This window comes from Citrobacter sp. Cf072, from assembly GCF_030334485.1.
GTDB classification, from domain to species: Bacteria; Pseudomonadota; Gammaproteobacteria; order Enterobacterales; family Enterobacteriaceae; genus Citrobacter; species Citrobacter freundii.
In genome coordinates this window covers 962,749-987,885 of the sequence record NZ_JAOWDX010000047.1, presented here as the reverse complement: position 1 = coordinate 987,885, position 25,137 = coordinate 962,749, and the positions used below count along the sequence as shown (strand labels likewise).

The window sequence follows — 25,137 nt, the reverse complement described above, 5'->3', positions numbered from 1 at the left end:
GTCCTTGCCGATAAGCAGCTTCTTTTAGAAGATTATATGAAAATGAATGATAAGGGCAGATTTATGCTGGAAACATCGAGACTGATTCTCCGTCAGTGGGAAGCGAAAGACAGAGCGCCATTCGCCGCGTTAAATACCGATTCCGATGTGATGCGTTTTTTTCCGGCTCCATTGCTACGGACGGAAAGCGACAATCTTGCCGCAAGATTCCAGGAAGGCATTACAGAGCGCGGCTGGGGATTTTGGGCCGTTGAACTACAAGAAACACACCAGTTTGTGGGCTGCGTAGGTTTACATCCACAACCTGATAAGTTTCATTTTTCACCCTGTACTGAAATAGGCTGGCGTCTTGCGAAATCATTCTGGCATCAGGGGTTAGCATTGGAAGCTGCCGAAGCCTGCCTGACTTTTGCTTTCGAGGAACTGGCGTTAACTGAGGTGGTTTCTTTTACTTCGGTGCTGAACAAACCGTCTGAGAACCTGATGATACGCCTTGGCATGAGTAAAGCAGAAGAGTTTGTGCATCCCGCGTTGCCGCCAGATCATCGATTAGCACAACATGTCCTGTATCGTCTGATACGCAGCAGCGTCGTTTAACACTATGTTTCAGCTGCACAAGGACGACCAAAAAAACTCAGGTTCTTTCTTACTCCATCTTAGTGCGCATAATGTATATTATGTTAAATTGAATCTGAACTGTATTAGGCTTCTAACCCCATGGACCTGTTCAGTCTTCGCCCCTTCTGATTTCTCTGTCGAATAACAATCATGAAGGTCTGAGCAACAAAGTTCGCTCCTGCAGTTGAAATGCTTTGAGCACAAGCACTCTGGATGCAAACGCTATACAGAGTGCAATCTCAACGGTTTAACGCTGACAAAACACCGACGGCGAACGGCTGGTATAGAACTGCCATGTACTGCTATTGAGTCGCAATATGCTGAAATAAAATGGTTCTTTGGGTTTAAGGAAAAAATCTGGCAACGTTCTCGCTAACAATGGATGAATGTTAGTGCCACCGGAACTTGAAGCGACATTTCCGGATTCCATAAAGTAATCATCATCCTTGCGGGTAAAGGTAAACCAGACATTTTGATTTACCGCCAGCTTTTCACCGTTATTATCAGTGATTTTTCCGCGTAAAATAGCCACCCCATTGCTGCCATTAAAAACGTATCTGACTGAAATATCACCACGAATATCTGGATACTCCATTACTAATTCTCCGGAGCAATCAAAATGTGACCGCTGCCAGTTTTGTAACGTCATCGTGACTGCAATTGTTAACGCTACTGCTAAGATGATGCCAACACACCATTTTATATTACGTCCCCACATGTCTGGACTCCGCGAAATAATAATGGGTCACACAATCATTATCCTGCCAGCGACTAAATTGCTTTCGACAAGTTAATGCGGAGATCCGCGGGAAATTAGGATACAGCGTGAGATAAACCCAGGGATAACTTTGACAATCCAGCGTATTTGTTTTGATAAACTGCTGGTGCTGATCAAATTTAAGCACATCCTGATTGACGTACCAGTGGCATCCCTCCCCTACGCCTAAAGACACATAGCGACTGAGTTTGGGATCAAACTGTGCCTCCCAGGTCACTATTGCGGCTATAACGCAACACACAACACCCGCCAGAATCCAGCACAGTGAGCGCATACGCAGTGATTTTGTCACTGTATTTACCGGCGTTACCGATGGCGTGACAGAGAGATCGCTAAGCGGTTCTTCAATCTTCTGTTCCAGCACTTCCAGTTGTGGCTCCAGGCGGATCCCGACTTTCGGTACGGTTACGATAAGTTCTTCATTCAGGCCAAGTTCTTTAAACGCGCGACGCAGCAAGGAAATATTCTGATAGAACGTATTATTGGTGACCTGCGCACCGTTAATATACCAGACATGCTCAAAGAAATAATCACGTTCAATAACCTGCCCCTGTTGTTGAATTAATAATAGTAAACAACGGGTTGCCGGATTGCTTAATGTTATACGTTTGGTCTCATCTGATTTCGCGTAGAGTACGTTCCGCTCTGGCCAGAATACAACGGTACTGTTAAGCAAAAACACGTGTGCCATTATGTTCCCTGAATATGGATTTTTGTCAATTTAGCTAGAGCGAGCACTGCCAGCGTTAATTTACGACAGTTGAAAATCCCCAACGATTTCCTTCATCGTTAATCACAGTGAAGTTTATCTTATTATTCAGCATTTCAGGAGGTGCTGACTTAAAAATTACCTGCCGGGAACGCGGTGAAACCACTATTCCAGTTATGGAATAGTCTCCTGAAGTTACATTAGCCAGAGATATGTTCCAGGAACTCTGATTAACAGCGTAAATCCCCCCACTTTCATGGTGAAAACTTAGAAGATTGATGCTTTTTTCAGTCAACACGCCTATGTTTTTCGGTCTCCATAGGACTTTTAGCTGATTTCTTAACGTTAAGCGCACTTTTTCACCAGTTGGGCTATTTTTCAACTCCGCTGGAACCTGGTACACGTTGAGCCAGAATAACGACTCATAATCGTTGGCAAGCCCCGCCCCAGTCGTCATCACCTTTATCTCGCGTTGTTCACCGGGGAGAATTTTTAGCACCGGGGGAAGCACGATAAAAGGCGAGCTGGCCTGAGATGGCCCTTTCTCTGGCGTGCCGTCATCTACCCAACTTTGAACCACCACGGGATAATTACCGTCGTTGACTAACATCACCGAGCGTTGAGTCTCTCCGTGGTTGAAGATGACCCGAGTAGTACTGATGTTAACCGCTGCCTGCACGCCAAATGCCAACATCCAGAGGCTACTGAATACGCAATAAAACTTGTACATGTGACTGGTAGCCCCCCGCCGTTAACGTATCTGCACCAAAACTTGCCAGACGAGCTTCGAAGCTTTCGCTGTAGTAATTGATGCCATCCTGGCTGCCATTTTGCTGCGTATTGCTGCCAATGACTGGCATCCAGCCGCCTTCGCTACCGCTGCCGACAGTTGACACCGCCATAAAATTCACCGAACTACCCGCACGGTAAACACGCACGCCAACGCCGCGAGCCCGCCCGGGAGCGCCATATTGCGTATCTAATAGCCAGGTTACGGTTTTACCAGTAATCAAATTAAAACCCCAGGCGCTGTTGACGCTGCTTTCCGGTGCAAGCAGCCCCATTGCGACATTGCTCTTCCCGGTCGCCACACCGGAAACCACCGTTGATTCGCAGGCAAATCCTATCTGGAAGGGCGCTGATGAATACTCCCCCTGCTTGAGCTGGGCCACGGAAATTGGCGGCAGATGCACAACGGGCGTAAAATCGGTAACCTGACACATTGCTGCACGTTTGACGAAGATCCCGTTATTGTACAGACTAATCACTGACGGCCAGTCATTCGCCCAGCCAGCCCAATTTCCTCCACGGTGTGGCTGACCTATCTTGATACCCCACGAAGTCGTACCGGGCCCACGAAAAACCACGTAAGCATTGGGATTCACATAACTATTGTAAGTAGCAGACTGCGCCTGGTTGGCGTAGTAGCGTGTATCCAGCGTTTTAATCAACTCGGCACTTATCGTCGAGAAGTTCTTGGCCTTAATCAGGAAGTTGCCATTGGTATCAAGATCCAGGTTTTCCAGTGGGCGTTGCTGCCAGCTGTCGGTAAAGACGCTGCCTGTCGCATCGTGCGTCAAGCGTAATGCGACGTTTTTCATGATGGTCAGATACGCGCCAGGTACATCCGTTGCTTCATACCAGCCAGCCACGGTGTCATCGCCGTTAGTTGACCAGGCTTCATAGAGTTGCCCGGCTGTGTCCGGTGTACAACGGAAAAATACCTGCTCAGGATCGTAACCGCCGCCTTTATGGGCATAAGTGGTAAAAGGGATCCCGCCGCTGGAGGTCAGGATCGTCCCTGCCGGCTGAAAACTGCTATTACTGGTGATATCGACAGACTTACTCAATCCCGGCAATAGCCCGTTCCAGGCATCGTTGCCGCCGCCGGAGCGCCAGTCATTGGCAATGCCGTCCGTACTTGCACTAAGCCTGTGCGTGCCTTGTGCGCCACTACTTCCTGATTTATATGGATAAATAATGTATTCACATGCGGCCTGTATCTGACAAGAAAACAGCGCCAGCACCAGAAAAAATAGTCTCATGAGCGCCCTTTTGTTACGCAAGCGACCGTTAATGCAATTAACGGTTCTGTACGTTGTTGTTGGTTAAGTTTCCACGGCAATGAACAATCACTGCTTTCCAGCATCAATAGTCCCTCTTCGTCTTCAACGCGGGCATATACCTGGTTCGCCTGGGCAACCATCCCGACTACACGACCTCGGCCGTCGGTCACTGCCGCTCCCATCGGTAACGTCACGTCACTCTTCACAGTGATGAGTAGCGGATAACCAGAGAGCGTTGCAAAACGCAGTTTTACTGCGGCCCCTGCCATTGGCGCAATGCGCCGTTGACTCTCCTGAAGCTCTGCGTTGGAGTTCATTCCACTACCGTCGAGAGTCACATTGTTATAACGATAAGGTGTCAATGAGGGGACCAGCGCATAACCCCCGCTGTTGACGGTTGCACCCTGTCCGCCCCCGACTCTGGCTCCCGCAGCGCCTGGCGCTTCCACCAGGGCAAATGTGTCGCCAACCCACGGGCCGGCAACAATGCCATGGCGATGTACAACGAGCGCCCCGCGTACCCCTGCAGACCATTGCTGATAGTTTTGTGACTGTGAGACGCTGCCGTTTAGCGTGCCGAAAGCCGTATTTTTTTGCAGTGAACCACCCCAGCCGGTCACGCTGTTTGACTCACCTTGCCCCTGTTGCCAGCCAGTAGACAGCGCGTAATTAAGGGTTTCATCCTGATCAAGCGCACCAGACAATGCCAACTGCGCATTGCGCCCAGCCTGTTGAGCCTGACTCGCCGACAGCGCCAGCGTATGCTCACGTTCGCCTATACCCAAAGGCATTGAGACGGTAAGCGTTGCCATGTTTTCTTTTTGCACTTGTGAACGGTCGCCGTTACGCCACCAGGTGTCCTGTCGGCTGAATGACATACCTAGTGTCATTCGTCCAAAGGTGGTGTTATACCCAGCCTGCAACTGAGTGCTGCTGCCACGGTCACTGTAGTAATCCATCATTGATCCCGACAGCCATAGGTTTCCGTAGCTGCTCAACGTTTGGTTCACAGTAACGGTAAACTGGTTCTTTTGACGCAGCGTATCCGAGCGCCATTGCGTATTGCTTCCGCTGACGCTTCGCTCACCCAGAACGTCACCGTAGTCACGATACCCTTCTGTGGAATAGCGATAACCCGCCAGCGCGACGTGAGTTCCTGTCGGGGTGAACGTTTTGCTCCAGTTGGTTTGCAGCCGCCAGCCACTCATGGTTTGAGAAGCAATCCGGGCCCGCGAACCGGTAACATCGACACCAAAAGCGCCCATCGACGTTGCCAGAACGCCTCCCATCAGCAGTGCCTGATAGTCGTCGCCGATCCGCAAAGCGCCATTAGCGGTCAGGAGATTCGTCATCCCGCGCTCCAGCGTGAAATCGGTAAACAGACCATCGGCCGCGCTGTAATCCCGGGTCTTACCTGCCACCAGACCGTAGCGCCAGACGCCGGGACGCAGTGATAAAGGTACGCTGGCATATGGCACGGTATAGCTACTCTTTTTGTTATCGGCGCCGGTGATTTCAACTTGTAAATCACCGTCCCAGGCTGTATTCGGCAAATCATCGAGTACAAAAGGGCCTTGTGGTACGCTGGTTTCGTAAAGCGTTCGACCATTCTGCTTAACCACAACGCGTGAAGGTGTAGATGCCGTACCACGAATTTCTGGGGCGTAGCCGCGTCGCGACTGTGGCCACATTCGTTGATCGGTTTCCAGTTTGACACCTGTAAACGCCATGCTGCCAAGCAGATTTCCCGAGGTGTAGCTTTCGCCTACCGTCAGTAAACTTTCCAGAGATGCGACAGGGTGTTGAAGCCAGGTTTGCAGCGCATCCCAACGTTGGCTTTCTCGATCGCCATCGCGCCGCCAGTTGGCAGACGACTGTTGGCGAAATTGCCAACTCCCCATGTTGAAGCCGCTGCTCAGTCCCAGCCAACCATAATCACTTTGCTGACCGTTATTTTTATTGTGATAGGCGTGCAGATTGTAGTTACTGAACAACACGCTCTCGCCGCTTTGCCACTGCGACGGCGGTACATAATCCATGGGGGTACGTTTTAATGCCGCCTGAGGAACGCTGAGATTCAGACGCAATAAGCTCTGGTCAAAATCCCAGCGTCCACCGCTGATCCGAGCTTCAGGGGCGAAGCAATCCTGCGCTTGTTCCGACGCTGCTGTTACGCCCTGTTCATCCCAGAATTTCGCCGGAAGACAGGGTTCGGTACGCCCTGCTGTATTCTGGCGAAACAACACATCATCCCGCCCTACATAACGTCCATTGAGCCAGATATCCACGCTATAACGTCCCGCGACCACCGCATTCGGATCGTTGAGCATTGCCAGGCTTTTTTCGTAACCACTCCCAAGCAACAATGTTTCGTCAAAGGTGTAATTGCTGGCAAAAACAGGCATCGCAGCTGGCAAAAAAAGCCACCACCAGCGTGGATTAGTTTCGGACATTGTCCTGTTTCTCCAATGCCACGCGCCCGCTTAATGAGGCTCCCTGATCGTTAATCCAGCGCATTTGCGCGTCGTTCAATTGCGAAATTTTTGCAGGCCACGACATTGTCGCCCACGGTGCGATCGTTTCGCTCTGAATGCGCTGTTTTTTTCCCGCACCGCTGACGTCAAGTGACGAGAGCGCAAGATAGAAACCACTGTTATTGCGTAAATGCAGCTTGCCATTCTGCAGCCAGACCCGGCTGGTGTTCGCCATCTCCAGCGGCGAACCCACCAGCCCTTTGGGTCTTACCAATACTTTTACGCGACTACGTACCAGCACCAGAAGCTGGTTATCGTTTTGCGCATCCTTATTTATGGGCGGGATCTGAATGAAGTTAAACCACCATAGCGATTCCCTGTCCTGTGCAATGGGTTTGCCGATGTAACGCAGCCGCACAGTTTGCCCCGCGTGGGCCGCCATCCGAAAGACCGGTGGCGTAGTGACAAAAGGAGCGGCCGCAGTTTGTGGTACTGATTGTGCATCGCCATCATCAAGCCAAACCTGAACGACACCAGGGACGTCGCCGCGATTAGTTAATTGCACACTGACTTCCCGGCTGTCTGCCGGATAGATTATCCGGTTGCCAGTCATCACTATGCTTGCCTGCACGCAGAAGCACATCATCATTCCAACTAAACCAATAGCCAATCCTTTCATCACGCAGATCTCGCTTACAAATAGGAAATGGCGTATTGCACAGTGCCGACAACTGTCCCGGCGGTTGCTCCACCGTTCGGGCTAAAATACTGCACGGCAAAGTCGTGCTCACCGGAGGTATTTCCGGCCGCAACGGTGATTCCTGCAACTGGAGTTCCAGTACGCAAATCAATCGGCGTAGTGCCCGCGCTATCGGTCAGCAGTTGTAATTCAACATTTTGCGCTGTACCCGTATTAGCCAGGTTTCCACGCTCGGTCATATTATTTGCAACGAAGACGGTTTTAATATCCAACGCATTAGAATCAACAGTACAACCAGTAACGCCGAGGGTGAATGTTGTCAGGCCTGCTGAAGATGCTGCTGCTGCGAGATCGCTTTTCGCAACCGACGGCAGTAATACTACCGGCCGTGCATTTACACCGTTAACCGTGACCTCGCAAGTTTGTTCGGTCACTTCGCCTTTAAAGGTGATGGTATTTGCTGAATCAGCATACGCTATCTGCGCAAACAATAACGCAAGGCCACCAGCTGCAAATATGTAACTGGTATGAGGATTATTGATTTTCATATTGTCTGTCCTTAATTAATAAATACATCGGTATCGTAATAAATAATTCAATAGTCCCTCTCCGCTGAGAGCGGAGTATTTATTGAGGGATACAGCGACGCCAGTAATGTCTTATGACTCCGTAGGATTAACCCTACGATGATTGCTAGTTTAAGAATAATCCCAGAGATTAAAACCTTTGTTTTCTCAAATCATATTAGGTCGGTCTTAAATAAGATCTAAATCTCGATGCTTTCGATGTAAATCATTGTTTATATTAAATTTTATCTACAGGCGTAATTTCCCTAAGAAAAATTTTCTTAACCCGAATTAAACACGATAAAGACCATATTCATCACAGGTTAATGCAGCCATAGCCAACCTTTTGACCGTTTAGTCTTAAAGTTAACCTTCGTTATTACCCGTGTTCGTACTGGTGTTAACATAACTTGCCCGGGTTAATTCAACCTGGCAAAGTAGCACATAATTTTAAGATGAGAGGAATGTTTAACCGAGATAACGTTATATTTTCCTCATAAATTGAAGCGTCAATGCAGTCTACTCAGAGTTGTCTTCGGTGTAAAAATAAATTGCCACCCCCTAATGTAAAGAAATGAAAATACAATCTTATTCATAGAAAAGTATGAGTGAAGTCGGCAAAGGAAAAACCATAGTTATGATCATCACAGAAATGTAATGTGAGAAAAAAAACAACACATCTAACCCTTACTACGCTCAAACTTGCGACGCAGCAGACCTTGAATATGCCTGATAATTCAAGAGAGCAAGTGTGTCTCTTGCACACAAATAGCAAACTTTTAAACCTGCGAATACATTATTTCGCGATGTGAATATCCACGAAGATGACGCTAAATACGTCATTGATAATCTGAGCATTTTATTAAATGGAGTTGTATAAGCAATAACAATCAAGCACTAAATACGACTCATTCTCACATGTTTTTTATAAACATGAGAACGAATGATGATAGCTAATACAAGTAAAGATAGGGGTAATGACTTATGGCCTCACAATATGACTTTACTGTCACCCTGCACGATCTTGCTTTTATTCTTAAGCAGATCAAAATATCCGAAGCGGCAACTAACCCAGACGGGAGCGTTAATGCTGAAATGCTTCGGGAATTAGTCTCCAGCCCACTCTTGCCCTATGGACTTCGCACGGTAGATGGCTCATGGAATAACCTTTTACCAGGTCAGGAATTATACGGCTCTGCCGATCAGACAATGCCGAGATTAACCGCATTAAACTGGCAGGATGCGGATCAAATGACCAGCTATCTCCAGATTGGTGGTACTGTTATTGATGCCGACCCACGAATAATTAGCAATTTAATTTCAGACCAGACGACCTCAAACCCGGCCGCGCTGGAGGCTTTTAACGCATTAAAAGATGCGCCCGGCGGCGGGACTGTTACTGGGGATGGCAGCTTATCCATTCCCAATCAGTCTCCCGATATCGGTCTCTCCCCTGCTTTTAACGGCTGGATGACCTTCTTTGGCCAGTTTTTCGACCATGGTCTGGATCTGATTCCGAAAGGAGGCAACGGTATCGTTTTCATTCCTCTCCAGCCCGATGACCCTTTATATGTTGAAGGGTCGTCGACAAACTTTATGCTATTAACCCGGGCAACGGTGGATGAAAATCGAGAGACAGTAAACCTGACGACCCCCTTCATCGACCAAAACCAAACCTACACCTCCCATCCTTCACATCAAATTTTCATCCGCGAATACGTCATTATTGATGGGAAACCTGAGCCTACCGGGAATTTATTGGGTGGTGCGAACGGCGGACTGGCGACCTGGGCCGACGTTAAAAACCAGGCTGAAACCCTGCTTGGCATTAAACTCACCGATCAGGACGTGTTTAATGTTCCCCTGCTGGCAACGGATCGCTACGGTAATTTGATTTTAAGTGAAAACGGAAAGGTACAGATTGTTACCACCGGGGGGCTGGTTGAAGCCAACGGAGGCCTGTTACCCGCGGAGACGTTCCGCACCGGTCATGCGTTTCTGGATGACATCGCTCATACTGCCGTGCCAAAAGCTGGTCTGCTGGCAGATGATGACAGCGCCATCGGCGGAGAAGGACCGCAACCGGCAGGAACCTATGATAACGAACTGCTCGATCGCCACTTTATCACCGGTGACGGGCGCGGGAACGAAAATATAGGTTTAACTGCGGTGCACGCCGTTTTTCACAGCGAGCATAACCGCCTGGTTGAGCAGTATAAAACCACTCTGCTGGAAACCGGCGATATCGACCTCATTAATCAGTGGTTGATGCCCAACCACCAAATCACGGAATTACCTGCCGATACCAATACTCTGGTATGGAACGGTGAGTACTTATTCCAGGCAGGCCGCTTCTCCACGGAAATGCAATATCAGCACCTCGTATTCGAGGAGTTTGCCCGTACCGTACAACCTGCCGTCGATCCGTTTGTCTTCTCCAACACGGCGGATATTAACCCGCTGATCTTTGCAGAGTTTGCGCATGTTGTTTACCGTTTTGGGCATTCAATGCTGACAGAAACCGTGGCGCGTACCGACATTGATATGCAAAGCGGTGATATTGACCTGATTTCAGCATTCCTGAATCCGGTAGCATTTAATCAAATCAACGGGGCCACCGTCACGGACGATCAGGCTATCGGCGCTATAGTGCGTGGTATGACGCGTCAGGTGGGTAACGAAATTGATGAATTTATTACCGATGCTTTGCGTAATAATCTCATCGGCCTGCCCCTCGATTTAGGCGCGCTTAATATAGCCCGTGGCCGTGACACCGCAATGCCGACGCTGAACCAGGCCCGCGAGCAGTTTTTTGCTTTAAGCGGCGATAGCCAACTAAAGCCTTATACCAGTTGGGCTGACTTCACTACCTACCTGAAAAATCCCGCTTCAATCATTAACTTTATGGCCGCCTATGGCCAGCACGAACTGATCCTTAACGCTACCAGCCTTGAAGGTAAGCGCGCAGCGGTTAACTTCCTGTTATTTGGTGATGCAAACAATTCCCCGCCTGCGGATGCGATGGATTTCTTTAACAGTACCGGAGCGTGGGCAACCAAAGAGACCGGTCTGAATATGGTCGATTTTTGGATTGGCGGGCTGGCTGAGCGCAAAAATGAATTTGGCGGCATGCTCGGCTCAACCTTCAACTTCGTCTTTGAAACACAAATGGAAATGCTTCAGGACGGTGATCGCTTCTACTATCTGAGCCGCGTTCAGGGGCTGAACTTACTCAATGAACTGGAGGCCAACTCGTTTTCCGCGCTGGTAATGCGTAACAGCGATCTTGGTGATGAGGGTTCCTCCCACCTGCCCGCTAATCTGTTCCAGACACCGGACCATATTTTTGAAGTGAACCGCGTGCTGCAAACGGAAATCGACCCGAAATGGGGTAATCCGCTGAAAGATCTGCTCTCGCCGTTGTTGGTGCGTCGCGACCCAGGGGCGGATGTTGACGGCGATAGTTTTGCCGATGGTGGGTATCTGAAATATACCGGCGATGGGCATGTGGTGCTTGGTGGGACGGCAGGCAACGATACGTTAATCGGCGGTAAAGGGATCGACAGCCTGTGGGGCGATGGCGGAGATGACCGACTGGACGGCGGTGACGAAGCAGATGTGGTCCACGGCGGTGACGGTGATGACATTATTACCGATACCGGAACGCCTGTTGGTGATGCGGACTTCCTGCATGGCGATGCCGGACATGACGTTATCTTTTCCGGTAACGGAAACGATCTGGTCTTTGGTGGCAGCGGCAGCGACTTCGTGGTGGTCGGCGAAGATGCGCAGGAGGTCTTCTCGGGTCAGGATAACGACTTTGCGCTTGGCGGCTCGGGTGGTGATTTCCTGATGGGCAACGAAGGCGATGACTGGCTGGAAGGCGGCGACGGGTTTGACACGCTGGCGGGTGACAACTCTGAGTTGTTCTTCAACAGTACCATTATCGGTCACGATGTCCTCAACGGTCAGGGTAACGACACCGACTACGATGGCGAAGCCGGTGACGACATCATGGTTCAGGGCGCGGGGATCCAGCGCAATAATGGCATGGCCGGTTTCGACTGGGCTATCCATAAAGGCGACCCAAATGGCGCTAACTCTGACCTTGGGATCCCTATTTTCGTCAACCAGCAGGAGTTTATTCTACGCGACCGTTTTGATCTTGTTGAAGGGCTGTCGGGCTGGAAACACGACGATATCCTGACCGGAACAGAACAGCCGATAGGTACTGCGCCTGTTCAGGGCGTTCCCCTCTCTAACAACCTGACCCAGGAAGGTGCGGACCGGATCAACGGTCTACAGGCTATTCTCGGCGTAGAGCGTTCTACAAATCCGGACGCGGTGCTACTGAACCCTGATGATGGTAGCGATATTTTACTCGGTGGTGGTGGTAGCGACCGCATCATGGGTAAAGCTGGTAACGATATCATTGATGGTGATGCGTGGCTCAACGTTCGTATTGCCGTTACGGGTATGGCGGGACTCACCAGCGCCGAAGGTATGGCCGAACTGAAATCGTACATGCTGGCCGGCACGCTGAAACCGAATCAACTGTCGATTGTGCGCGAAATTCTGCATGAAGGTAACGGCACGGAAACTGACGTCGCGGTGTACCGTGATGTCAGCAGCAACTATGTCTTTACCCGTATGGCGGACGGTAGCCTGCGCGTCGATCACGCTACGCCGGATGCCACGCTGAACCTGAATGATGGCATCGATCGTCTGTTGAACATCGAAAAACTGGAGTTTGGCGATGGGAAGCAGCTGTGGGTGACGGGGCAACAAGCAACGGGCGATCTGACCATCAGCAATCCTAACCCTTCGGTGGGTGACCTGCTGCGCGTCAACGTGGCGAACTTGCTGGATGGTAACGGGCTGGCGGCGGATGTGGCCATCACTATGACCTGGCAGGCATTCGTCAACGGCCAATGGCGAGATCAGGCAACAGGCGTTGAGTTCAGAGTGCCTGGCGCTATTCAGGGCGCACCGTTGCGTGTGGTCGCCAGTTTTAACGACCGCATGGGTGACGCTGAAACCCTGGTGTCGGCACAAACTCAGGCAATCCTCCCGCGCAATCAGGCCACGACCGGTGTGCCAGTAATTAACGACCTCACCCCAACTGAAAGCCTGACGCTGACAGCGGTGGTTTCAGGCATTTCTGACGCTGATGGTCTGAGCGGCGGTAATTTCACTTATCAATGGAGAATGAGTTCGCCAACCGGATTCGTCAACATTAACGGTGCGACATCCGCTACCTATACGCCGGGCCAGGCTATGGTCGGCAGAACGTTGCAGGTGGTCGTTACCGTCGTCGACGATGAAGGCAACCCCCCTGTTGTCCTGACGTCGACCACCACCCAGCCTGTGGGCGATCTGATTGTTGGTACCAACGGGGCTAACACCCTCGTCGGTACTGCCTGGAGCGATATCCTGCGCGGTGAAGGCGGTAATGACACCTTACTTGGCGGTGCAGGTGACGATCTGCTCATCGGCGGTGCTGGAAACGACAGCCTCTCTGGTCAGGCGGGACAAGATATTCTGCAAGGTGATGCCGGTAACGACACGCTTGATGGCGGGCTTGGTGCCGACAGTATGACCGGCGGCGCGGGCGATGATACCTACATCGTTGATGATTTCGGTGATGTGGTTATCGAAGGTGTGAATAGCGGTACGGACGTTGTCCGAACCAGCCTCAGCAGCTACGACCTCACCGATAACGTGGAAGAACTGGTATTTACCGGCAACGGCAGTTTTATCGGTACCGGTAATGCCATTGCAAATACCATTACGGGCGGTTCTGGTAACGACTATCTGTTTGGTATGGGCGGTAACGACCAGTTGTTTGGTGGTATCGGGAATGACTTCCTCGATGGCGGAGATGGCGTTGATAACCTGCAAGGTGGTGTTGGCAACGACGTCATGATTGGCGGTGCGGGCGCGGATACCCTCTCCGGCGGTAGTGGGGACGATATTCTCAATGGTCAGGAAGGTAACGACATTCTGGACGGTGGTACCGGGAGCGACATCTTCGCCTTTGGGGCCAACTTTGGGCAGGACCGAATTACCGGTTTTGACAGTAACCCCAACGGCGGGCAGGACTTCCTTGATCTCGTCTTGTTAGGTATCAACGCGGGTAATTTTGCCAGCAACGTGTCTATCACCGGAAACAATGGCAACACCATTGTGACTATCGGTACAGACACCATCACATTGGTGGGCGTCAATTCGACCACCGTGAATATGGGTGACTTTTATCTGGAAATGCCCACTACCCTTGCCAGCAACAGTGGCAATAGTTCATTGATCGTATAAGGAGAAGACTATGTCGCGCCAGCATACGCCAACAGAACTGAATGATGCATTAAAGGGAACGAAACCCACTTTACTGATGCTGCTGTTTTTTAGTTGTGTGATTAATATGCTTATGCTGGCGCCGGCAATTTATATGCTACAGGTTTACGATCGTGTGCTGGTCAGTAAAAATACCACCACGCTGTTAATGTTAACCTTATTGATTGTCGGCTTGTATATCGTTATTGCCATGATTGAATCTGCCCGCGCGCAGGTTATGGTCAGGCTTGGCAACAGGCTGGATATAAAGCTAAGTCAGCTGGTCTTTAACGCAGCCTTTAAAAGAAAGATGGTTACCGGTGATAACAACCCGGCGCAATCTTTAGCCGAACTGGATCAGATCCGTCAGTTTCTTTCCGGGAATAGTCTGTTCGCCTTACTGGATATTCCCTGGACGCCGATATATCTTTTCATCGCCTTTTTGGTCCATCCCCTGCTGGGATATCTTTCTCTCGGCGGAATAACATTATTATTTATTCTGACGCTGGTATCTGAAATCTCTACCAAGCGCCCGATTCAGCAAGCTCACGCCTTAACCATTAACAATGCCAGCAAACTGAATAAACAGCTGCAAAACGCCGATGCCATTGAAGCGATGGGGATGCTTTCGACCCTGAAGTCCAACTGGCAGGAGCAACATAACAAAGTGCTGGCGCTACAAACACAGATTGCCGACAAAACGGCCGGGTTAAGCAGTCTCAGCCGCTTTGTGCGGGTATTGCTGCAGTCGATTGCGCTGGGCGCCGGGGCTTTACTGGTGATCGGCGGCCATATTACCCCGGGCTTGATGATTGCCGCCTCGATCATTCTTGGCCGCGTCCTCAACCCGGTAGAGCAAGTCATTGGCAGCTGGAAGCAGTTCGTGCAGTTTCGTAGCGCGTGGCATCAGCTCTCAACCTTGCTGAAGGAGTATCCGGCGCCGAAAGAGGTACTGACCCTGCCGCGTCCGAATGGCAACATCAGCGTCGAAAGTGTCTTCGCTGCAGCCCCCGGCCAGCCTTCCCCGCTACTGCGTAATATCTCATTCCAGCTGGAGCAAGGTGAAGTGCTGGGGATTATCGGCCCTTCAGCCTCAGGAAAAACCTCGCTGGCAAAGGTTCTGGTTGGTGTCTGGAAACCGTTATCAGGGAAAGTCAGATTAGATGGCGCAGATATATGCCAGTGGGATAAAGCGCTGCTGGGCCCGTCTATTGGCTATCTGCCGCAGGATGTGGAACTGTTTGACGGTACCATCGCACAAAACATTGCCCGCTTCGCGCAGAATGACAGTGAGCTTATCGTCGCCGCCGCATTACTGGCAGGCGTTCATGAGATGATCCTGCGCTTGCCGCAAGGTTACGACACACTGCTGGGCGCAGGTGGATACCAGCTCTCCGGTGGGCAGCGGCAGCGCATCGGGCTGGCGCGCGCCGTGTATAACAATCCTGCGTTTATCGTGCTTGATGAACCGAATGCCAATCTTGACGACGCGGGCGAATTTGCACTCGTTAAAGCCATCAATGCCCTGCGTACCCAGGGACAAACCACAGTCATTATCTCACACCGCCCGACGCTGCTCGGCGTGGTCAATAAGGTTTTGTTGCTTAACGATGGCGTTATACAGGAGTTTGGTACCCGCGATCAGGTTTTTGCCCATTTGCGTCAGGCCAACGTACTGAAACCGGTGGCTACGCCTTCTCCATCCACGACTGAACAGCAACGTGAGGCTTGATGATGAAAAAGAACCCCCACAACACGGCCTCTGCTGGCGTAGATACCAATATCTGGTCGCCGATTATCCGGGGCGTGATAGTCATTGTGCTTGGTGTCGGTAGTTTTATCCTCTGGGCAGTGCAAGCTCCGTTAGATGCGGGCGTGGTCGCCGATGGTACGGTAACCGTATCGAGTAACCGCAAAACCATTCAGCATCTGAGCGGCGGTCGGGTAACCGATATCTTTATCAAAGAAGGCGACTTCGTGAAGAAAAATCAGGTCCTCGTCCGGTTGGATAAAATGCAGCTTGAAATGCGTTTCAGCGCGTTGAATGCCCAGTATATTTCTGCAAAAAGTATCGAAGATCGCCTGTTAGCAGAACGCGATGACCTGGATGTGATCCGCTTTAATACTACGCTGACGCAGCAATTCTCTGGCAATAAACGGCTATCAGAAGTCAGAAATCTGCAGGCTAAACTTTTCGATACCCGTCGCAAAACGATTCAGGATGAACTGTCGATGATTCAGGAGACGCTCGATGGTCTGGTTGGACAGACGGATAATCTCAATAAAATAAAAGGCTATCGCGACCACCAGTTTTCTCTGATTAACCGGGAGTTAGGGGCTATTCGGGCGCTGAGCGAAAAAAACTATTATCCCAAAGCACAATTACTGGTGCTGGAGCGCGAGGCAGCAGAAATATCTGGCAGCGTTTCAGAAGATATTCTTAACATTGCCAAACTGAAATCGCAGCAGAACGAATTAAAAATTAAAGCCTATCAGGTGCGTCATCAATATTTACGTGAAGTTGAGTCTGAACTGACGGAAAACCAAAAAGAAGTGGCAATGCTGGAGGATGAATTGGTATCAACGCGTCATGAGCTGGATAACACCGAGATCCGCTCACCGATTAACGGTATTGTGCTGGATGTTAAAGTCAGTACCGTGGGCGGCGTCATTCAGCCTGGAGAACATTTGATGGATATCGTCGCCGCCGGACAACCGATGCAAATTGATGCCAAAATACCCGTACATGCCATTGATAAACTGGTCCCCGGTTTAACCGTTGATGTGCTGTTCCCTGCCCTTAACCATGCGCTGTTACCTTCGGTTCCGGCCCAGGTTCTGACTATCTCTGCGGACCGCTTAATTGATGAAGCCACTCAGCAGCCTTACTACCTTGCGGAAGTACAGGTTTCAGCAGAGGGCGCGCGTTTGCTGGGCGATTACAAAATTAAAGCGGGAATGCCCGCCAGCGTGACGATCAAGACCGGTGAACGAACCCTGATGAGCTACCTGTTTAAACCGTTGATTGCCCGTCTGGAACTGGCTTTTAAAGAGTATTGATCCATCCATTGCCGGTATGACGTACGGCTTGTCGCGCCATACCGCTTTCTGCCGTTGCTGGCAGCTTTGCTTTCTTGTAACCTTCTTCCCGTCTCACTACTGACAAAATCTGGAACCACTGAACTGGACTTCATATGAATGCTCATAATTCTAAAGACCCTTTACATGGCGTGACGCTAGAAATGCAGGTCAATGCCCTGGTTGAACGTTATGGTTGGGCTGAGCTGGCGCAACGCATTAATATCAACTGCTTTAAAAATGAACCGAGCGTTAAATCCAGTTTGAAGTTTCTGCGCCGTACGCCGTGGGCGCGGGCAGAAGTAGAAGCACTGTACCTGGACTCTCTACATGACCAGGCCTCAAATAACACTCCCGAACCGGCCTTCGATCCCTGGGCTAACAGCCGCAATAAGAAGAAATAAGAGCAAAATCAGATGGCAGCATCCGGTTTCTTTTCAGGAAATTATCAGAAAAAACTGGCGAAGATTATCGCCCGTTCTCGTGCCAGACTACCGCTGACCAACATGAAATGGTTTGCTGTACTTGTGGGCAGTATGTTGTTACTTGGCAGCTGTTCTTCACAACCGCCCGGCCCCAAAACCACTCCGCAACCTCCGGTGAGCAAACATCAGCAGAGCAAGGAGCCAGTGCGTGGGATCTGGCTGGCGACGGTTTCACGTCTTGACTGGCCGCCGATCTCATCTGTGAACATCAGTTCACCTGCTGTACGCATCAGCCTGCAGCAAAAAGCGCTGACGGATAAGCTGGACAACCTGAAACGACTTGGTATTAACACCGTTTTTTTCCAGGTTAAGCCCGATGGGACCGCATTGTGGAAGTCAAAGATTCTGCCGTGGTCAGATACCCTGACCGGCACGATTGGCCAGGATCCGGGTTACGATCCGCTGCAGTTTATGCTCGATGAAGCGCATAAGCGCGGAATGAAAGTTCATGCCTGGCTTAACCCCTATCGCGTGTCTGTAAACACCAAACCTTCGACGGTCACTGAATTAAACAGTACGCTGTCACAAACACCGTCCAGCGTATACGTCCTGCATCGGGACTGGATCCGCACCGCGGGCGAGCGTTTTGTGTTAGACCCCGGTATTCCCGAAGTGCGTGACTGGATAACCAGCATCGTGGCGGAAGTGGTTGAGAATTACCCGGTTGACGGTGTGCAGTTTGATGATTACTTCTATACCGAGTCTCCCGGCTCTGCGCTCAATGACAGCCAGACGTTCAGAAGATACGGCCAGGGATTCGCTTCCAAAGCTGACTGGCGCCGAGATAACACGCAACGGCTGATTGCCCAGGTATCACGGACTATCAAGAAACTCAAGCCTGAGGTTGAATTCGGTGTCAGCCCTGCGGGCGTATGGCGCAACCGTTCGCACGATCCAGCGGGCTCCGACACGCGCGGTGCGGCAGCGTATGATGAGTCTTATGCCGACACCCGCCGTTGGGTGCAACAAGGCTTGCTGGATTACATCGCACCGCAACTCTACTGGCCTTTTGCCCGCGACGCAGCGCGCTACGATGTACTGGCAAAATGGTGGGCAGATGTAGTGAAATCAACCAACACTCGCCTCTACATTGGTGTAGCGCTGTATAAAGTCGGTGAACCATCGAGAAAAGAGCCAGACTGGACGGTCAAAGGCGGTGTGCCGGAACTGAAAAAGCAGCTCGATTTAAACGAGACCGAACCGTACATTAACGGCACGATCCTGTTTCGCGAAGATTACCTTAATCAACCGCAAACGCAGGAAGCTGTGACCTATATTCGCAATCGTTGGGGACGTTAATGGTTGTTCTGAGCGGGAAGCCTGAGCCAGACGCTCACGTAGCGGGTAAATTTCCCCACAAAAATTCCGGCGAACATGCCGCCAGTAATGATAGCCAGGGCGCTCATTGCGGGTTGACGTAAAACGTCGGGGGAAATGGCGTTAAGTACGCCAAGTACGTACTTAACGCCGAATGCCATCAGCATAAATGGCAATGCGGAATAATCTGCCGGACGGTGAATACTCCGTGGTGCGCTACTGCGGCTCAAACGACCGGGGTTAATTAATATGTAGCCAATGATTGCGCCGCTGAGGATACCTATCGCCCACTGAATATACGTAATGAGGGTCGGGTCGCGATAAGTGATTAAATCGTAGATATCCCAGACTAAAAAAATAGCGGGGATCAGCGCCAGCTTTTCCAGCGTGACAGTGGCAGGTGTTCTGGCTTTAATCCCTCGATACAGTAGAAAGGCAAACAGCAGATACACCCAAACTGGCGTGTTTTTCAGCATATTCACGACAAATTCAGCCATAACGTTGCCTCGCTCAGATTTAATTCTTCGCTAAGTGTAGCGGCTGTCTCTGGATCACAGGGACATTAACCTGCGGACATTTTCATTAATCTGTTTCTGTATCGTATTCAGCGTAGTTTGTGTTATCTGATCGGCGTATTTGTCTTTGGCTGTAACGCTTAGCGCTGTTGCATGGTGGCAGATCTTGTCGATTATAGCGTTCACATGCTCAGCTGATAGCTCAGCTTCCTGTACGCCAAGCTGCTGCAGGTGCTTTCTTTCGATATCCAGCGCTTCTCCCAGCACGTCCATTTGGTGATACCCGCCGGGTCCTTCGCACCAGGTCACGTCGTAAGCCGGAGCCAAAGTCCAGTTTCCTGCGGCTGACATTAAATAGGCAAAGTTTTTGGGATGGTCATCGCGGTTGTTAAATGCCACGTTGAAAACCACGCGTTCGAACGCTTTCGCTTTTTCTCTGACATCATTGGTACAAATCTGTGTGGCGCGCAGAAAATCCCGGTAATCTAAAGCACCGGGTATCTGGTAATTTGCACCGGTAAATGCCGCCAGGCTCTGCATAGGAATACGGACCGACTGGTCACGGTCGAAACGGCGGGTAGCAAATGCCGCCTGCCCGTCAGGCAGATTAAAATACGCGGTATCAGGCGTAGTGATCCCACATTGCCGCAAACATTCAGCATACACCGCTTCGATTGCACATACCTCAGCATGCTCATGCCTGGCAGGAAATTTAATCAACCAGCTTTCGCTCCCCGGGAGAGGCGCAGTGGTGAACTTTGACGTGACACTGTCACGATAAAGTAACGCTTTTGGCCTGGCCCCTTGCGGTGAACCGCCCATCTGGAGCAGTTTTTGCAAGAATTCCCCGCCTTCGCCGCTCAGGACTTCCTGAACCTCAGATGCCAGTTGTTCGAGAGGAACATCCTCTTTTGAAAGTGTCTCGGCATCTGACTGAACGGGCCGGAACGTCATGGCGCCCATTGCGTTATTGCCGACCCAGGTTAATCTCTCCAGAGGTCCTATGCGCGCTGCGTTGAGTCCACGGCGTTTAAATAAACGATCCATCAACAGCATACCCCAACCATCAGGTAGCGAATCGTACACGGGTCCTGGTAATCCCAACTGATGAGCCGGGAAATCCCTGCGTAAACGAGGACCGTTCAGCGGTAACCTTAACCGGGACAGCTCCAGCCCCTTACGTATAGCGTCTTCACTGTATTCAAAGGCGATCAACGGGCGTCCGGTCAGGGCTGAGGAAGACACCAGTTTTCCCCACAACCATTTTTCACCCCAGCCTTCATAAAAGACATCGACTTGCTCAGGCATCAGTATTTTTCCTTTTCACCCGCTGGCGCGCCGCGCTCTTCTCGTAACGCAAAATATCATCCAGACTGTCGATCCTGGGTTTGAATAAGCCCTCCAGCGCGTCACCATAGCCTAACACCATCGCGACTTTGACCAGATTCTCAAATCCTACATTTTTACCGGCCTCCAGATTCGAAACGGTATTCACACCGACACCTGAACGCGCGGCAACATCTGCCTGCGTCATTTGCTGCGCGAGCCGTTCCTTACGCAATCTGTCGCAAAGTAGTTTGACGATATCGGCTGCTGTATTGAGCATTAAATCCATAATATTGGCTCTTATTGGAATAAAAACGACTTTACACCCAATATTATAGAGTTAAGCGGAGAATGATTCAAAGTTTTGTAAGACACAATAAAGAGGAGTTAAATCAATAAATCGTGCTTAAGCACCATTATACTGGAATTATCCGGGCACAAGATCTGTACCCGGATAGGATGTGGTTAACAGGCAACGGAAGGCTCAGGTAATCTGAAAGAAGAGACCAGCAATGCCAGCTGTTCCGCCTCCTCTTTCAGCGCCTGCGTCCGTGCTGCGGCATCATCAATTAACGAGGCATTCTGCTGAACGGTGCTGTCCATTTCGGTAACTGCGAGCGTAACTTCGGAAACACCTTTACGCTGTTCTTCACCCGCAACGCGTATTTCCCCCATCAACTGGCGTACCTGACGCACATTGCTGACCAGTTCTCCCAGACGTTCGCCGGCAGTGTGAATTTGCTGACTTCCGCTACCAACATGAGAAACGGATTCATCAATCAACGCTTTAATTTCCTGGGCGGCGGTGGCACTGCGCTGAGCCAGCGTGCGCACTTCGGACGCCACGACGGCAAACCCTCTGCCAGCATCACCCGCTCTGGCGGCTTCAACCGCGGCATTCAGGGCGAGAATATTGGTCTGGAACGCAATGCTGTCGATGACCGCGACAATTTCCACCATTCTGCCGGATGAGGCGCTGACGTTATCCATCGTAGAGATGACGCCCTGCATCACATCACCGCAACGGTTGGCCGTTTGCGCTGTGTTATCGGATAGCTCATCCGCCAATTGTGTATTACTGGCGTTTTGATGAACGGTCGCATTTAACTGCTCCATAGCCGCTGAGCTCTCTTCCAGCGCAGCGGCCTGCTGCGTTACGCGAGATGAAAGCTCCATATTACTGTCAGCCAGGCTAACGGCGTTATTCGCCACCACTGTGCTACTGCTTCTGACGGTGATCAGGATGGCCGAGATTTTATCGACGAACAGGTTAAACGCCTCGGCGATAGCCGAAATCTCATCTTTGCCGCGAACATCCAGACGACGGGTAAGATCACCTTCTCCCTGCGCGATGTCATCAAGAGCCTGACGAGTATCATCGAGACGTGAAATTAGTCGACGAACCACCAGCCATGATCCCACCAGCAACAGCGTCATGATAGGGATCAATACCTCCAGAACGTCCTGCATCATCACTTTGGCAAGACCGACAATACGTGATTCTGGTGTCACAAGCCCTACGACCCAGCCGGTATCTGGCATCGGGAACAGCATGACCTGTGACGCTGTATTCAGGACGAGATCATTTTCCAGCGTTATGGTCTTCACCCCATCTGTCGGGCGCAAAGATTTCAGACCATTTTGCACCGGGATAAGCCACTGCGCGCTTTGCGCCAGATCGTTAATGGTTTTATGTTTGGCCAGGTCGGCCTGCGGGAAATAGAGAATTTGTCCCTGCTTGTCTACCACAAACGCGTAACCGCCAGTACTGTTGCCCTGCTGCTGCATGAAAGTTGCGACGTTATCCAGACGGATATCGGTGGTAGCGACACCGGCAAACTTGCCCGCCTGCTGATAAGGCACGCTGCATGTCACCATGTTGACGCCTGAACTGGCATCCTGGTAAACATCAGACCATAGGCAGTTGTTTTGTGATTGCCCTTTGGCGTGCTGATACCAGCTTTCATTGTGGTATCCGCTTGATCCTTCGACGTTATAATCGTTGGAATAGACAAGCTTCCCTTCGGCATTACGCGCCCAGAAAAAGCTTCTTTTCTCCACACCTGCGGTGAAGGCGTCTGGTTCTGGCCAGATGCCGCCGCCGGTAATAATCGAGTCTTTACCTTCACCAATCAGATGCGGAACGACGCTTTGATACAGAGATTCATCGTTAGGCAACACTTCAGCCAGTCGCGACAGGCTGACAGTCTCACCTTCAATTCGGGACAATACGGTACTCAACTGACGGGTTAAACCTTGCCCTGTTTCTTCGATCAGGGCGGTGTTGATTTCAACGACGCGCGGCTGACCACGCCAGAGCATAATCACCACGATAACAATAGTCGTTACTGCAAGCAGCAGAATGCCGCCGATGGTTAAACGCGTTGAAATACGAGTAGGATACCAGGCCATACAAACTCCTTCTGCAAAAGGCTAACTTTTATCCAGTATCGGCACAGGCGTTTATATCTTTATAAAGATTTCTTAAGTATTGCAAAAGAAAAAAGTGACAATGTCACAAATAGCAAAACCCAGCACTTTGGCTGGGTTTTAATAACGGATTAATTTTATTTAGATAATTCTTTTTTGATTTCGTCTTTTATTTTACTTAATTCGCTCTGCGGATGTTTCTTACAAAGTTCAACGGTCAGAGGAACTGCAGTCGTAACGGTTTCGTTATAGTCTACGTAATCGCCACCTTTGAAGTCTTCGTCTTCATTGAGCACCCAGAAGGCCACCGGAGCCATAGTTTGTGGGTTCAAATCAATAAACTCCTGACAGTTCATGCCTTTCGGAGTCACTTCAGTTTTAGCGTTATCTGTTGCTGCATTGACGCTGACACTGGTTAACAGCGCTGCGACCAGAATACCTGCTGTAGAAAGGGAGAATTTATTCATTGTAGTACTCCATGTATAATATAAATAATATCTACACTTGCGCTTAACACCGTTAATGTAGCTCGTGAAAAATAATACCCTTATAGTCATAAGAATAAAGATTGGTGTTATTGATATGGCTGAAATTTATATTTTCAATTACTGATTCTTATGTCTTAGGGATAAATGTTGCCCACAATGTGATCGTTCCGACGAAATCAGCAGATTCATACCCCGCTTCCTCTGCCGTTGCACCAAAACTGAACTACGCTGCACAAATGTTGATCATTAGTTAACGAATTTGAGCTGAATTTTAACAAAAACAGCCAGCATGCTGCTGTTACTGACATGGCACGCGTCGTGCATTGTTAATTCGCTAACAGAGATACGGAATCTGACAGACAACTAACAGCGAGAAGGTAATGACAGCCAAACCAGAGTTATTTACCCGCATAGAGCAAACCTTTAGCCAGCTGACGCCCAGCGAAAAGCGCGTGGCTGGGTGGCTGTTAGCCCATGCTGTGCAGATCCCATTTGAAACAGCGGATGGCATCGCTAAAGCGACCGGAACCAGCGGCATTACCGTCGGACGTTATCTGCGTAAACTGGGCTTTCGTAACCTGGAGGATGCAAAAGCCAGTCTGCGTGAGCTGCCTGTAGTTCCTTATCAGCCATGGGGAATGAATGAACGACTGGATTCCTGGCACCAGCAACAAAGCCTGCCAGATCGGGCGCACCAGTCGCTGTTACTGGAAATAGACGCCATTACCCACGTCTACCAACTTGCTCAGGGTGAGACGTTTCTACGCATTGCACAGCAGTTGGCGCATGCGGAAGCCGTGTACATCCTCGGGATCCAGTCCACCCGCGGGATCGCTAACGCCTTTTTTAGTCACCTGGAATATCTGCGACCTAAAGTCAGCTACTCCGAAGGCCTTTCCGGCAGTTGGGTAGAGTCGCTGAACTCGGGATTCAGCAAGCCTTACGTGGTTATTACCGATATGCGCGCCTACTCCGCTATTTCGCGACAATATTGCCGTGTCGCCACTGAACGCTGCATTCCGCTGGCGCTAATTACCGATGTGTGGTGCCCATGGGCCAGGGATTATTCCATTGATTTGCTTCAGGTAAAAACCGACACCGGACATTTCTGGGACTCACTGGCACCGGTGAGCTGTCTGTTCAACTTATTACTTTCTGCGGTGGTGGCGCAACTGGGTGACGCCCTCGCAGGACGCCTGCAAACTAATCGCCAGTTACAACAACAATTTGGTCAATTCGAACAATAATCAGGAA

The 25,137-nt window shown here is 50.4% G+C and carries 19 protein-coding genes; 7 read left to right on the top strand and 12 right to left on the bottom strand.

The window, feature by feature from the left end; all coding sequences use genetic code 11:
• The first annotated feature begins 63 nt into the window (after window positions 1-63).
• Window positions 64-597 (top strand): GNAT family N-acetyltransferase, encoded by a 534-nt coding sequence (locus OGX66_RS23460; RefSeq protein WP_136345967.1) that lies wholly within the window; start codon window positions 64-66, stop codon window positions 595-597.
• Window positions 598-865: 268 nt separating this feature from the next.
• Here OGX66_RS23460 and OGX66_RS23455 read toward each other — a convergent pair whose 3' ends face one another.
• Genes OGX66_RS23455 through OGX66_RS23425 form a run of 7 tightly spaced genes read right to left on the bottom strand, consistent with a single transcriptional unit; the run spans window position 866 to window position 7,893 of the window.
• On the bottom strand, window positions 866-1,336 hold the full coding sequence (locus tag OGX66_RS23455) for a YqeJ family protein (protein ID WP_016150237.1): 471 nt from the start codon (window positions 1,334-1,336) through the stop codon (window positions 866-868).
• Entirely contained in the window at window positions 1,323-2,087 is a 765-nt protein-coding gene (locus tag OGX66_RS23450; RefSeq protein WP_016150238.1) for a winged helix-turn-helix domain-containing protein, read from the bottom strand. The genes OGX66_RS23455 and OGX66_RS23450 overlap by 14 nt, the downstream gene beginning before the upstream one ends.
• Window positions 2,088-2,142: 55 nt before the next feature.
• On the bottom strand, window positions 2,143-2,799 hold the full coding sequence (locus OGX66_RS23445) for a fimbrial biogenesis chaperone (protein ID WP_128295835.1): 657 nt from the start codon (window positions 2,797-2,799) through the stop codon (window positions 2,143-2,145).
• Between the two features lie 7 nt (window positions 2,800-2,806).
• The gene (locus OGX66_RS23440) at window positions 2,807-4,150 is read right to left on the bottom strand and encodes a fimbrial protein (protein ID WP_088902256.1); all 1,344 of its coding nucleotides are present in this window, start codon (window positions 4,148-4,150) and stop codon (window positions 2,807-2,809) included.
• On the bottom strand, window positions 4,147-6,624 hold the full coding sequence (locus OGX66_RS23435) for a fimbria/pilus outer membrane usher protein (protein WP_270921812.1): 2,478 nt from the start codon (window positions 6,622-6,624) through the stop codon (window positions 4,147-4,149). The genes OGX66_RS23440 and OGX66_RS23435 overlap by 4 nt, the downstream gene beginning before the upstream one ends.
• Complete coding sequence (locus tag OGX66_RS23430; protein ID WP_016150242.1) at window positions 6,611-7,324, bottom strand: fimbrial biogenesis chaperone; 714 nt, start codon at window positions 7,322-7,324, stop codon at window positions 6,611-6,613. Before OGX66_RS23430 ends, OGX66_RS23435 begins: the two co-directional genes overlap by 14 nt.
• Window positions 7,325-7,338: 14 nt before the next feature.
• Window positions 7,339-7,893 carry a fimbrial protein gene (locus tag OGX66_RS23425; protein WP_003019947.1) on the bottom strand — a complete coding sequence of 185 codons (555 nt, stop codon included), beginning with the start codon at window positions 7,891-7,893 and terminating at the stop codon, window positions 7,339-7,341.
• 1,002 nt (window positions 7,894-8,895) lie between these two features.
• Between OGX66_RS23425 and OGX66_RS23420 the strand changes: the two genes are divergently transcribed.
• The 5 genes from OGX66_RS23420 (at window position 8,896) to OGX66_RS23400 (ending at window position 19,106) form a co-directional block, all read left to right on the top strand.
• Complete coding sequence (locus OGX66_RS23420) at window positions 8,896-14,226, top strand: peroxidase family protein (protein WP_088902254.1); 5,331 nt, start codon at window positions 8,896-8,898, stop codon at window positions 14,224-14,226.
• Between the two features lie 10 nt (window positions 14,227-14,236).
• Window positions 14,237-15,976 carry a type I secretion system permease/ATPase gene (locus tag OGX66_RS23415; RefSeq protein WP_088902253.1) on the top strand — a complete coding sequence of 580 codons (1,740 nt, stop codon included), beginning with the start codon at window positions 14,237-14,239 and terminating at the stop codon, window positions 15,974-15,976.
• Window positions 15,976-17,304 carry an HlyD family type I secretion periplasmic adaptor subunit gene (locus tag OGX66_RS23410; RefSeq protein ID WP_170926215.1) on the top strand — a complete coding sequence of 443 codons (1,329 nt, stop codon included), beginning with the start codon at window positions 15,976-15,978 and terminating at the stop codon, window positions 17,302-17,304. The genes OGX66_RS23415 and OGX66_RS23410 overlap by 1 nt, the downstream gene beginning before the upstream one ends.
• A 134-nt stretch (window positions 17,305-17,438) precedes the next feature.
• The gene (locus OGX66_RS23405) at window positions 17,439-17,726 is read left to right on the top strand and encodes a VF530 family protein (RefSeq protein WP_003019974.1); all 288 of its coding nucleotides are present in this window, start codon (window positions 17,439-17,441) and stop codon (window positions 17,724-17,726) included.
• A gap of 12 nt (window positions 17,727-17,738) precedes the next feature.
• Window positions 17,739-19,106: a glycoside hydrolase family 10-like protein gene (locus OGX66_RS23400; protein WP_003836261.1), complete on the top strand. Its 1,368-nt coding sequence runs from the start codon at window positions 17,739-17,741 to the stop codon at window positions 19,104-19,106.
• Here the strand turns inward: OGX66_RS23400 and OGX66_RS23395 are convergent.
• The 5 genes from OGX66_RS23395 to hdeB all read right to left on the bottom strand — a co-directional run bounded on the left by OGX66_RS23395 (window position 19,103) and on the right by hdeB (window position 23,862).
• Window positions 19,103-19,621: a hypothetical protein gene (locus tag OGX66_RS23395; RefSeq protein ID WP_003836260.1), complete on the bottom strand. Its 519-nt coding sequence runs from the start codon at window positions 19,619-19,621 to the stop codon at window positions 19,103-19,105. The genes OGX66_RS23400 and OGX66_RS23395 overlap by 4 nt on opposite strands.
• 54 nt (window positions 19,622-19,675) lie before the next feature.
• Window positions 19,676-20,947, bottom strand: coding sequence for a type II toxin-antitoxin system HipA family toxin (locus OGX66_RS23390; RefSeq protein WP_103798282.1), 1,272 nt, complete (start codon window positions 20,945-20,947; stop codon window positions 19,676-19,678).
• On the bottom strand, window positions 20,940-21,254 hold the full coding sequence (locus tag OGX66_RS23385) for a helix-turn-helix domain-containing protein (RefSeq protein ID WP_044710761.1): 315 nt from the start codon (window positions 21,252-21,254) through the stop codon (window positions 20,940-20,942). The genes OGX66_RS23390 and OGX66_RS23385 overlap by 8 nt, the downstream gene beginning before the upstream one ends.
• A gap of 176 nt (window positions 21,255-21,430) precedes the next feature.
• Window positions 21,431-23,377 (bottom strand): methyl-accepting chemotaxis protein, encoded by a 1,947-nt coding sequence (locus OGX66_RS23380; protein ID WP_044710762.1) that lies wholly within the window; start codon window positions 23,375-23,377, stop codon window positions 21,431-21,433.
• Window positions 23,378-23,532: 155 nt separating this feature from the next.
• Entirely contained in the window at window positions 23,533-23,862 is a 330-nt protein-coding gene (hdeB, locus tag OGX66_RS23375; RefSeq protein WP_003019999.1) for an acid-activated periplasmic chaperone HdeB, read from the bottom strand.
• Window positions 23,863-24,263: 401 nt separating this feature from the next.
• Here hdeB and OGX66_RS23370 point away from each other — a divergent pair, with 401 nt between their 5' ends.
• Window positions 24,264-25,130: a MurR/RpiR family transcriptional regulator gene (locus tag OGX66_RS23370; RefSeq protein ID WP_003843679.1), complete on the top strand. Its 867-nt coding sequence runs from the start codon at window positions 24,264-24,266 to the stop codon at window positions 25,128-25,130.
• Window positions 25,131-25,137: the final 7 nt, after the last annotated feature.